12 protein-coding genes are annotated in these 11,158 nt (G+C 49.1%); 8 read left to right on the top strand and 4 right to left on the bottom strand.

Annotated features, from left to right (window positions below; all coding sequences use genetic code 11):
* Window positions 1-344: 344 nt before the first annotated feature.
* The 3 genes from ACI43T_RS10160 to uvrB all read right to left on the bottom strand — a co-directional run bounded on the left by ACI43T_RS10160 (window position 345) and on the right by uvrB (window position 3,734).
* Window positions 345-641, bottom strand: coding sequence for a hypothetical protein (locus ACI43T_RS10160; RefSeq protein ID WP_405386868.1), 297 nt, complete (start codon window positions 639-641; stop codon window positions 345-347).
* Window positions 642-892: 251 nt separating this feature from the next.
* Window positions 893-1,678, bottom strand: coding sequence for an HNH endonuclease (locus ACI43T_RS10155; protein ID WP_405386866.1), 786 nt, complete (start codon window positions 1,676-1,678; stop codon window positions 893-895).
* A gap of 28 nt (window positions 1,679-1,706) precedes the next feature.
* Window positions 1,707-3,734, bottom strand: a complete 2,028-nt coding sequence (gene uvrB / locus ACI43T_RS10150; protein WP_377082283.1) for an excinuclease ABC subunit UvrB — start codon at window positions 3,732-3,734, stop codon at window positions 1,707-1,709.
* 162 nt (window positions 3,735-3,896) lie between these two features.
* On the opposite strand from uvrB, the gene ACI43T_RS10145 reads away from it, so the two are divergent.
* The 8 genes from ACI43T_RS10145 to ACI43T_RS10110 all read left to right on the top strand — a co-directional run bounded on the left by ACI43T_RS10145 (window position 3,897) and on the right by ACI43T_RS10110 (window position 9,509).
* Entirely contained in the window at window positions 3,897-4,235 is a 339-nt protein-coding gene (locus ACI43T_RS10145; protein ID WP_405386863.1) for a hypothetical protein, read from the top strand.
* Window positions 4,235-4,561, top strand: a complete 327-nt coding sequence (locus ACI43T_RS10140; RefSeq protein ID WP_405386861.1) for an NF038104 family lipoprotein — start codon at window positions 4,235-4,237, stop codon at window positions 4,559-4,561. The genes ACI43T_RS10145 and ACI43T_RS10140 overlap by 1 nt, the downstream gene beginning before the upstream one ends.
* Window positions 4,562-4,706: 145 nt before the next feature.
* Complete coding sequence (gene dnaB, locus ACI43T_RS10135) at window positions 4,707-6,113, top strand: replicative DNA helicase (RefSeq protein WP_297958251.1); 1,407 nt, start codon at window positions 4,707-4,709, stop codon at window positions 6,111-6,113.
* Between the two features lie 149 nt (window positions 6,114-6,262).
* Window positions 6,263-6,931, top strand: coding sequence for a GspH/FimT family pseudopilin (locus ACI43T_RS10130; RefSeq protein WP_293277832.1), 669 nt, complete (start codon window positions 6,263-6,265; stop codon window positions 6,929-6,931).
* A gap of 24 nt (window positions 6,932-6,955) precedes the next feature.
* Window positions 6,956-7,600, top strand: coding sequence for a type IV pilus modification protein PilV (gene pilV, locus ACI43T_RS10125; protein WP_377080510.1), 645 nt, complete (start codon window positions 6,956-6,958; stop codon window positions 7,598-7,600).
* A gap of 2 nt (window positions 7,601-7,602) precedes the next feature.
* Window positions 7,603-8,484 (top strand): PilW family protein, encoded by an 882-nt coding sequence (locus tag ACI43T_RS10120; RefSeq protein ID WP_314106958.1) that lies wholly within the window; start codon window positions 7,603-7,605, stop codon window positions 8,482-8,484.
* Window positions 8,463-9,026, top strand: coding sequence for a pilus assembly PilX family protein (locus tag ACI43T_RS10115; protein ID WP_314106955.1), 564 nt, complete (start codon window positions 8,463-8,465; stop codon window positions 9,024-9,026). The genes ACI43T_RS10120 and ACI43T_RS10115 overlap by 22 nt, the downstream gene beginning before the upstream one ends.
* A gap of 9 nt (window positions 9,027-9,035) precedes the next feature.
* Entirely contained in the window at window positions 9,036-9,509 is a 474-nt protein-coding gene (locus ACI43T_RS10110) for a PilX family type IV pilin (protein WP_009173649.1), read from the top strand.
* Window positions 9,510-9,633: 124 nt separating this feature from the next.
* Here ACI43T_RS10110 and ACI43T_RS10105 read toward each other — a convergent pair whose 3' ends face one another.
* Window positions 9,634-11,070, bottom strand: coding sequence for a tetratricopeptide repeat protein (locus ACI43T_RS10105; RefSeq protein ID WP_377080507.1), 1,437 nt, complete (start codon window positions 11,068-11,070; stop codon window positions 9,634-9,636).
* Window positions 11,071-11,158: the final 88 nt, after the last annotated feature.

Genomic DNA, 11,158 nt, shown 5'->3' with positions numbered 1-11,158 from the left:
CCCGGATTCCCGCCTGCGCGGGAATGACGGATTAGGGGATTTGAGAAAATGAAAGAAACAAGGCCGTCTGAAAAGCAGTTTTAGCTTCGTTGAAACTGTGCTTTCAGACGGCCTTTAACATGCGTACGATTACGCCGCTTGAGGCGGTGAGCCGTACCTATGGGATTTTGTTGTTTTAGTGGGCTGTACAGATTTGTTTATGTATAGATTATCGGTTAATTCAAACACTGCGTGTGTGCGTACCGCACACACACCCTACACGTTGGTTTTAAAGTTTGTACCGCTACAGGTAGGGTGTGTGGCGTAGCCACGCACGCGGTAGGAGGGATACAGGCTACGGCTTGCTACATGTCTTGTTGTAATTTGTGAAGTTCTTCCAAATAAATATCTTCCATAATATTTTTCATATCTAACACACCATCATGAATATCCTCATGGGTATCATTTTGAATCCAATAAATGTCTACTAATTCTGTTGGACGATACATACCATATTTTTTTAATTCCATGCCTGATTTATCATTCTTCCGTAACTCACTCAATAAATGATCACTGGATGCTCTTCCATGTAAGTTTCTATCATCTTGAATGCTGATATATCCCCTATCTTTTAAAATATTTAATAAATATTCAATGTTCATTTATTATCTCCAAAGTTGCTGTGTTAAATAAAATATTTAATCTACGCTTGCTATGCGTTATTATATTCGTTGCCTGAAATGAAACAAAGGTCGTCTGAAAATTTGAAACAATGGTTTGAATGGCAAAAACGCGTGTGTGCGTACCGCACACACGCTACACGTTGGTTTTAAAGCTTGTGCCGCCCACAGGTAGGATGTGGCACGCGGTGGTTGGTCATGCAGGCTACGGCTTGCTACGGGCTTGACCCAATTTACGCTTGCTGAGAATAATATCTACAGAATGTAGCTTTGATTCGAACTCTATCTAAATAATCAAAATCTAGTTCTTCCCAAATATATTTTTGAAGATTAAGAATATTTAAGCAGAGATTTTCGTATGAGTCACATAAATTTTCTTCAAAATCAACATCAATTTGATGTAATCGATTATATTCTTCCGGAGAGTACCAGCACATCCCTTTCCATCTCCTGCTTAAATAATATTTTTTACTTCTAGCATCATATTCAACATGGGGATTTTGTGCGAATGCTAAAACTATCAAATTAAGGCTATTAGCTAAATTATTAAGAATTTTATTAAGCTGACTATATATACCATCTGGGAAATTGGTTTGAGTTATATTGCTAGCCACCATTATAAATTTATCTCTAATTAATTCTGATATATAATGCTCTTCACCAATCATTTCATTAATACTTGACCATTGATTCAAAAATAAATTATCTGTTACCCAACCAATTTTTCTAAGATAAAAGTCTAATTCATTATTTCTACTAGTAATTGTTGAAAGCTTTCTTTTATATAATTCTAATTCTTTCCTTTTTATATTCCCCTTATGAAACTCTCGATGATGATTACAGCATAACAAGATTATATTTTCTAAAGAGTTATTTTCTCTATTTTCATCTATATGGTGAAATTCTAATGGAGAACTAGCTCCACAAATTGAACAACAATGCTTAGCTTCTATCCTAATTTGCGTTTTAATACTCTCAGGAATTGACTTTCTTGGCTCACTATATTTTTTGCTATTCATTTTATTTCCTATTTCCTTATTAAAAAATTCACTCCGCCCCAAACAACAACCCTTCCTTAATCCCCCGAATCCTATCCCTTAACACCGCCGCTTCTTCAAACTGCAAATCCCTAGCCGCCTGCTGCATGGCTTTTTCGAGTTTGGCGATTTCTTTAATTGCGTCTTCTTCGTTGTGGATTTCGCCGACTTTAACTTTGTTTTTGCCTTTCAGACGACCTTTGCCGCCGTCTTCTTCGTGGTACACGCCGTCGATGATGTCTTTGACCTGTTTTTTAATCTGCTGCGGCACGATGCCGTGTTCTTCGTTGAATTTCATCTGTTTTTCGCGGCGGCGTTCGGTTTCGTCGATGGCGGCTTTCATGGAGTCGGTGATTTTGTCGGCGTACAGGATGGCGACGCCGTTCACGTTGCGCGCGGCGCGGCCTATGGTTTGAATCAGGCTGCGGTGGGAGCGCAGGAAACCTTCTTTGTCGGCGTCGAGGATGGCGACGAGGGAGACTTCGGGGATGTCGAGGCCTTCGCGTAAGAGGTTGATGCCGACGAGTACGTCAAACAATCCGAGCCGCAAATCTCTAATGATTTCAACTCGCTCGACGGTGTCGATGTCGCTGTGCAGGTAGCGCACTTTGATGCCGAGTTCGCTGTAATAGTCGGTGAGTTGCTCCGCCATGCGTTTGGTGAGGGTGGTAACGAGTACGCGTTCGCCTTTTTGGATGCGGTCGTTGATTTCGCTCATTAAATCATCGACTTGGGTGGCAACGGGGCGGATGATGATTCGTGGGTCGACCAGCCCTGTGGGGCGGACGACTTGTTCGACCACTTGGCCGGCGTGTTCTTCTTCGTATTTGGCGGGGGTGGCGGAAACGAAGACGGTTTGCGGCATGACTTTTTCAAATTCGTGGAATTTGAGCGGGCGGTTGTCGCGGGCGGAAGGCAGACGGAAGCCGTAGTCGACGAGGTTTTGCTTGCGCGATGCGTCGCCTTTGTACATGCCGCCGATTTGGGTAACGGTAACGTGGCTTTCGTCGATGAACATGATGGCGTTGCTTGGCAGGTAGTCCATCAGCGTGGGCGGCGGTTCGCCTTCTTTTTTGCCGGAGAAGTGGCGGGAGTAGTTTTCGATGCCTTTGCAGAAGCCCATTTCGTAGAGCATTTCGAGGTCGAAGCGGGTGCGCTGTTCGATGCGTTGTTGTTCGACGGGGCGTTGTTCGCGGGCGAAAAATTCGATGCGTTCCCGCAGTTCTTCTTTGATGGATTCGCAGGCGCGCAAGACGGTGTCTCGCGGGGTAACGTAGTGGCTGGACGGGAAGACGGTGTAGCGGCCGACGCGTTGGTGCAGGCTGCCTGAAAGCGGGTCGAACATATCGAGGCGGTCGATTTCGTCGTCGAACAGGCTGATGCGCAAGGCATTTTCGGAGCTTTCAGCGGGGTACACGTCAATCACGTCGCCGCGTACGCGGAAGCTGCCGCGTTTGAAGTCCAAATCGCCGCGTTCGTACTGCATGGAAACGAGCGTGGCGATGATGTCGCGCTGCTCGATGGTGTCGCCCTCTTTGACGGACAACACCATTTGTTGATATTCGGTCGGGTCGCCGATACCGTAAATGGCGGACACGGTGGCAACGATAATCACGTCGTCGCGCGTCATCAGGTTTTTGGTGGCGGAAAGGCGCATTTGCTCGATGTGTTCGTTGATCGCGCTGTCTTTTTCGATGAACAAATCACGGCTGGGCACATAGGCTTCGGGTTGGTAATAGTCGTAGTAGGAAACGAAATATTCCACCGCGTTTTCGGGGAAAAACTCGCGCATTTCGGCATAAAGCTGGGCGGCAAGGGTTTTGTTGTGCGCCATGATAATGGCGGGGCGGCCGCTTTGGGCGATGACGTTCGCCATGGTGTAGGTTTTGCCTGAACCGGTTACGCCGAGCAGGGTTTGATAGGCCAGGCCGTCTGAAAGCCCTTCGAGCAGACCGGCAATGGCGGTGGGCTGGTCGCCGGCGGGTGGGAAGGGTTGGTGGAGTTTGAAGGGGGAATCGGGGTATTGGATGACTTCCATATTGCCGCCTGTTTTCGGTTCGGGGAAAAGGAAGATTATAGCAAAAGGCCGTCTGAAACACGGCACGGCAGGGTTTTCAGACGGCCTGTTCTGATAAAATGATGTTCCTGATTTTCAGACGGCCTATTACAATGTCGCCTGACTCTATCTAAGGAATCCATCATGCAAACCCTTCCCTTCCAACCCGAAATCGCCGAACGGATGCTGGCCGGCACCGACGGTGAATCTATCCATCGCGATTCCGCGTTTGTGCAAACCGCCAACGGTTACTGGCTCGCATGGCACGACGGTATCGCCGCCCTGCTCGCTCCAGACACCCCGCCCGACACCCCTTGTTTCTGGGTCGAAGGCGCGCAAAATCTAGCGGAACTGGTTGCATTGGTAGAAAACGGCGGGTTCGACGAAGTGGAAGAATTTGACGGCAGCGACGATTCATGGCATGAAGCCGCCGCAAGTTGCAGCGGACACGGACACGACGGTCATTGCGGATGCGGCCACTGATGAAGCTGAAAAACCTTACCCCCTTAGCCGCCTGCCTCATTCTGAGCGGCTGCGTCGTCGGTGCCGCAGTTGATTTAGCCGCAACCACGGTCGTTACCGCCGGCAAACTGGCCGTAAAAGGCACTGGTGCCGTGATTAACGCCGCCATCCCCGACGGCGACGACAAAAAGAAAAAAGACAAGAAAAAACAGAAAAAAGCGCAGCAACCCGAAACGCAACAGGTACCGCCTCCGCCGTATGCCCCCACACAAACCGCCCCCGCCCATACCCGCTACATCACGGTTGACGCCGACAGCAACGTCGTCGAAGAACGGGATGCGCCGTAATTGGAAAATCAAAGGTTCGCAGATACCGGAAAGGCCGTCTGAAAAATTTTCAGACGGCCTTTTTTGTCGCCGCATACCCAGTCCCTATCCTGCATCCTCTGCGCTATAATAACAAACCGTTTCTCACCGTTCAGGACACACTCCCATGACCGACTATAACGATATGCCGTCTGAAGACCGCGAAGTCAGCGCCCTATCGCTGCCGCCGCACTCGATGGAGGCCGAGCAGTCCGTGTTGGGCGGTTTGCTGCTTGAAAATGCGGCATGGGACAGAATCGCCGACATCGTCAACGGGGAAGATTTCTACCGCCACGAGCACCGCCTGATTTTCCGCGTTATCGCAACCCTGATTAACGAAAGCCGTCCGGCTGATGTCATCACCGTTCAAGAAGCCTTGGAACGCAATGAAGAGCTGGAAGCCGCAGGCGGGTTCAACTACCTGATTTCACTGGCGCAAAACACCCCTTCCGCCGCCAATATCCGCCGCTATGCAGAAATCGTGCGCGAACGCTCGATCATGCGCCAACTTGCCGAAGTCGGTACCGAAATCGCCCGCAGCGCCTACAATCCGCAGGGGCGCGACGCAGGCCAGCTTTTGGACGAAGCCGAAAACAAAGTCTTCCAGATTGCCGAAAGCACGGCGAAATCCAAACAAGGCTTCCTCGAAATGCCCGCACTGTTGAAAGAAGTGGTCGAACGCATCGACATGCTCTATTCACGCGACAACCCCGACGAAGTTACCGGCATCGCCACCGGTTTCATCGATCTCGACAAAAAAACCTCCGGCCTGCAGCCCGGGGATTTAATCATCGTCGCAGGCCGCCCGTCTATGGGCAAAACCGCGTTTTCCATCAATATTGCAGAATATGTTGCCGTAGAAAGCAAATTGCCCGTTGCCGTATTCTCAATGGAGATGGGCGGCGCACAGTTGGTCATGCGTATGCTCGGCTCGGTCGGCAGGCTCGATCAGCACGTTTTGAAAACAGGGCGTCTGCAAGACGAACATTGGGGCCGTCTGAACGAAGCGGTGGTCAAGCTGTCCGACGCTCCGATGTTTATCGACGAAACCCCCGGCCTGACCGCGCTCGAACTTCGGGCGCGGGCGCGCCGGCTGGCCAGACAGTTCGGAGGCAAACTCGGGCTGATTGTCATCGACTACCTGCAACTGATGGCGGGTTCCGGCCGCTCCGACAACCGCGCCTCCGAATTGGGCGAAATCTCCCGTTCGCTCAAAGCCTTGGCCAAAGAGCTGCAAGTTCCCGTCATCGCCCTGTCGCAACTGAGCCGCACGGTGGAACAGCGTACCGACAAACGCCCGATGATGTCCGACCTGCGCGAATCCGGCGCCATCGAACAGGATGCCGACCTGATTATGTTCATGTACCGCGACGAATACTACAACGCCGAAACCCAGTTTAAAGGACTAGCCGAATGTATCATCGGCAAACACCGCAACGGACCTACCGGCAAGGTTTTTCTGACCTTCTTCGGCCAATTCACCAAATTTGAAAACGCCGCCTATGTTCCCGAAGCGGCAATGATGGAAGATTGATACATATTTCTGCAACGCATTTGTCTGATTTCAGATTTTGTTAGGCAATCAACGGTAATATCGTTTAAAATAAATCAAACGCATAAAATGCGGCGGAAATAAAAACACAATCCACACGTTACTTACAACAATACGAAGCACGGTTACTCATGTATTCCAAACAAAAAGGTTTCACCTTAATCGAATTGCTGGTCGTCATCGCCATTGCCGCAATCATGGCCACCATCGCCTTTCCCAACCTCAGTCAATGGATTGCCTCCCGCCGCGCCGCCAGTCAGGCCGAGCAAATCGCCAACCTTCTGCGCTTCGCCCGCAGCGAAGCTGTACGCCTCAATCTCCCCGTTTATGTCTGCCCCGTCCAAATCAAAAGCGACGGAAAAAGCAACGGCGATTGCAAATCCGCCTATTCCGGACAAGGTATGCTCGCCTTCGCCGATAAAAACAACGACAAAAAATACACCAACGATACAACCGATATTTCATTACGTACTATCATTCTGAACGGTAACCAACAATCCGGACAGGTAGAACACAGTTTCAAAAATATTTCCGCCCAAGGTAAGGAAAGCAAAGGCAACCAATTTTGGGTATTCTTCCCCAACGGCATGTTTGCTCACTCCGATAGTTTGAGTAATATCAACTCATCATCCGTAGCAGATGGTTCCGTAAAAATCGCACTGACCGATGCCTCCGCCAAAGACATCGCAACCAAACGTGCCCGTGCAAGCGTCGTCCTGATTGACAATAGCGGCCGCGTGGAAATCTGCGCGCGTCCAGATTCCCGCGAAATCTGCAAGTATCCCGATTCCAACAAATAATATAAAGCTGAAACGGTGTTTCCGATGAATAATAAAACGTCCTACAAATATCTTTTTGCCGGCAAAGGCCGTCTGAAAACCAAACAATCCGGTATGACCCTGATAGAAGTATTGGTTGCCATGTTCGTATTGGCTTTAGGTGTATTGGCGCTACTGGCCGTACAACTGCGTGCCGTGTCCGGAGTTCGCGAGGCCGAAAGCCAGACCATCGTCTCCCAAATCGCCCAAAATCTAATCGAAGGCATGGTCATCAATCCGACCTTGTCATCGGACTCAGCTACCGGTTGGACCAAAAAATCCTACACTAACTACACCATGGCACAACCATCAACTGCCGCATCATGTTCTCCTCCTCATACCGATACGGTATTAACGACGGCTCAACTAAGAGAAAACCAAATCTGCCAGTTCAAAAACAGTATCCGAAACGCACTGGGTTCGAATACCGACTTGCAATTCATTATCTGCCTTGATTCAAAAGGTACAGTACCGACCCTCAAAGATGGAAAATTTGACGGAAACTGCGACGAACAAGGGAATGTAACCTATATCAAAGCCGCTTGGAGCGAAGATGCGGAAACAGCATCCGATGATAAATCCTCCAACGGACTGACTAAAGACGGTAATAAAATTGTCTATACCTTTCAAGCACAAATTGCGGATAACTGATTATGCAGAAAAATAAAAAACATCTCTCGCTCTACTCTTACCGAAGCGGCATCAAAGGCTTCAGCCTGATTGAATTTTTGGTGGCCGCAGCCCTGAGCATGATTGTACTGATGGCAGTCAGTTCCACATATTTTACTGCCCGCAATCTGAACAACACCGCCACGTCGCGCCTAACCGTACAACAAGACCTGCGCAATGCATCCAATATGATTGTGCGAGATGCACGCATGGCCGGCAGTTTTGGCTGCTTCAACATGTCTGCCCACAAAGCAGGTGATGTAAAAACCGACGATAATAATCAAAATTCAATCTTCAAACTGGCAACGGCCGCTAATTCCGCTTTGGTACCGGTATCAACCGAAACCCTCAAAATAAGCGGATTTACAACGCAAAATAAGGCACTTATATTTAAATACGGTGCCGTAGAAGACACACCCACCGCCCCCATCGTTATCAGTTCCTGTTCAGCCATCAAAAGAGATGATACCGCCAAAACAAATAAAGCCGCAGCCGACTCCCTCAATGCAAATGCGCAAATCGGCAGTGTTTCTGTTTTGAAATATGTCGTCAATGCCTATGTAGTCGGTACGCCTACGAATGGCCAATCCGGGCTATACCGTTTCCAATATGACGGTAAAACTTGGGGAAACCCCCAATTATTGGTTCGCGGTATTTCTACCATGAAAATGAATTTCATCTATAACACCGACGATTCTTGCAAAACCTTTGACAAGACAGACACTATCAAAACCGATAAAGCCCCGGCACTTATCCAACTGACCTTCAATGATTCAATCAACGCCGGAAACGATAACAACATCCAAATTTATAACATTGACGCAGCAGTACGCGGAGGAAACCAATGCGCAGACCGCACTCTTTGATTCAGTCCAAAAGCAACCAGCAGGGATTTGCCCTCTTTATCGTATTGATGATGATGGTTGCCATCGCCCTACTGGTGGTTGCCGCCATGCAGTCTTACAATACCGAACAACGCATCAGCACCAACGATGCCGACCGGAAACTGGCGTTTTCATTGGCCGAATCGGCCTTACGGGAAGGTGAGAACGCTATTTTGAATCTGCCCGATTCACCTAAATTCAACGACGAGTGCGACAACGGTCTATGTCGTGCTGCGAATACAGCCGAAAGACCAACCGGTTCCCCCCAAATAACCGGCACTTCCAATATTGAAGCATGGCTGAGAAAATGCGGTGACAAACTCTGCATTGACACTAAAGGTAAAGAATATCCCAAAGATGCCAAAGTATCTTTACCGAACGGCGTAAGCAAAAAGCCGCGCTATATCATCGAATATGTCAGTAACAGTTCGACGGGAGCCAATATTTACCGCGTAACGGCAAAAGCATGGGGAAAAAATGACAATACTACAGTCATGGTTCAATCCTATGTCAGCAACGAATAGGAAAACGCTATGGTAAAAGCAAGCAGATTTTACGGTTTCACCCTTGTTGAAATGCTGATTACGGTCGCTATCATCGGTATTTTGGCAACCATTGCCATGCCTTCTTACAACCGGTATATCGAACGGGGTTATCTGTCCCAGGCCTACGCCGACTTGGTCAGTATTAACAGCAATGTCAGAACCTATATTGTTAAAAATCCGGGAACAAAGATTGATTCGGATAAATTAAAAAACATTATTTCCAAGTCAACAACCGCCGAAATAGCCGAACGATACGATTTTGCAGGTTCTGTTCCTGATGACAAAAGCCGCCGTTACCTGCTTTCCGCGACACCGAAGGCGGATACGGGTTATACACAAGCCTTGTGGACGGACAGCTTGGGCGAGGCTTACAAATGTACGGATGCAGCTTCGGCAAAAGCCTTTTCTACAAGTCAAACCGATGGCAAAGGTTGCGAACGGATAGGTAAAACAGGAATCTGATTGATTTAGCAATCTTCTCCGCATCTACCATTCATAACTTTCATCAAAACTCAAGATGCCGTCTGAAAGAATTTTCAGACGGCATCTTGAGTTTCCAAATCCACCATTCATAACTTTCATACTATTATTTTTCAGACGGCCTCTCCAAACTACTCATCATCTCCCGCCATTGGTTCAGCAACGGTATTAAAGCATCTTTATGAGGATGCCCGTTGCAGATGGCCGCCTCCAGTAATGCACAGGCTTTGGCAATATTCCTTTCAATGCCTTCACCGTTAAAATACAGGCAGGCCAAACTATATTGGGCGGTGGCATCATTGCTTTCCGCCGCACATCCGAACCAATACGCCGCTTGAGCCGTATCCTCCTCCACCCCTTTCCCGCTGTAATACATCATGCCCAAATCCGTCTGCGCCCTGCGGTGTCCGAGCTTTGCCGCTTGCAGGTAAAATTCAAAGGCTTCCGAATAATCCTGCATCTGGTTCAACCCGTGATAACTGGCGAATGCCTGTTGGTAAAGCTGTTCGAGCTTTTGGTGTTGCAAAGCGGTTTCTTTGATTCGCTCGTAATTCTGCCGGTCGTGCAAAGCACTGTCAGACACCAGTTTCTGATACGCAGCCATGCTGCCTGCTTCTGCCGCCTGCCGATAATACCCGCGGGCAGTATCAGAATCGGCATCCACTCCCAAACCGTAACTGTAAATATCTCCCAGCAAACGCAATGCTTCGGGATGCCGAAACTGTGCGGCTGCTTCCGCATGGGAACGCGCTGCTTCAGGATTTCTCTCAACGTAACGGCCAAGCAGGTAAAGTTCCGCCAAAGCTGCATGTGCATTGTTGTCTCCCTGCTCGGAGGCCGTCTGAAACCAGACTAATGCCTCCTTACTATTTTCCGGCAGTAAAATTTCCGCCAGTGCGGTCTGTGCCGCCGCAATACCTTGCTCTGCGGCAATCCGCAGATAACGTGCGGCCTGTTCGTGGTTCTGCGGCACACCTTGCCCGTAAAGATACTGCAAACCGAGCTGCCAATGCGCCGCCACCAATCCCTGCTCTGCGGCCTGTCTGTATAACCGGTAAGCCGCCTCCATATCCGGTTCGGCGGCATTTTGATAATACTGCGCCAAATAATATTGCGCCTGCGGATGGTTGGCGGCAGCCGCTTTTTTTGCCCAATACAATGCTTTATCGGTTTTACCGGTTTCATTGAAATATTTAAGCAGCCTCATCTGCGCCTGAACCATACCTTGTTCGGCCAAATCACCATATACACCTAATAACAAAGCAACCGGCGTGCCGCCAGCTTCCTTAAGTTGCAACAGGTTATAGCGCGCATACGGATGTCCGGCCGAGGCAGCCTGCTCCAACAAAGCAATACCTTCCTCGGCATTCTTCCGCACACCCAAACCGTTCATCAGGCAGCCGGACAACTGAAACACTGCCTCCGTATCCCCTTCCTGCACCGCCTGCCTGAGCAATGGCACGGCAACGGCATAATCCGGCGGAGTTTGGTTGAGAAACTGTCGAGCGCGCTCGAAAAATGAAACGGATTGCGTATTTTCCATGATGTTCCGGTTGTTTGGTTATTGTCAGCCGTTATTGTAAGCCGTAAGGACATGAGGCGTCCAAACTGAACCGACCGTTTCCTCTCCC

This window comes from Neisseria oralis, from assembly GCF_045062685.1.
GTDB lineage: Bacteria > Pseudomonadota > Gammaproteobacteria > Burkholderiales > Neisseriaceae > Neisseria > Neisseria oralis.
This window is presented reverse-complemented; position numbering and strand designations above follow the sequence as displayed.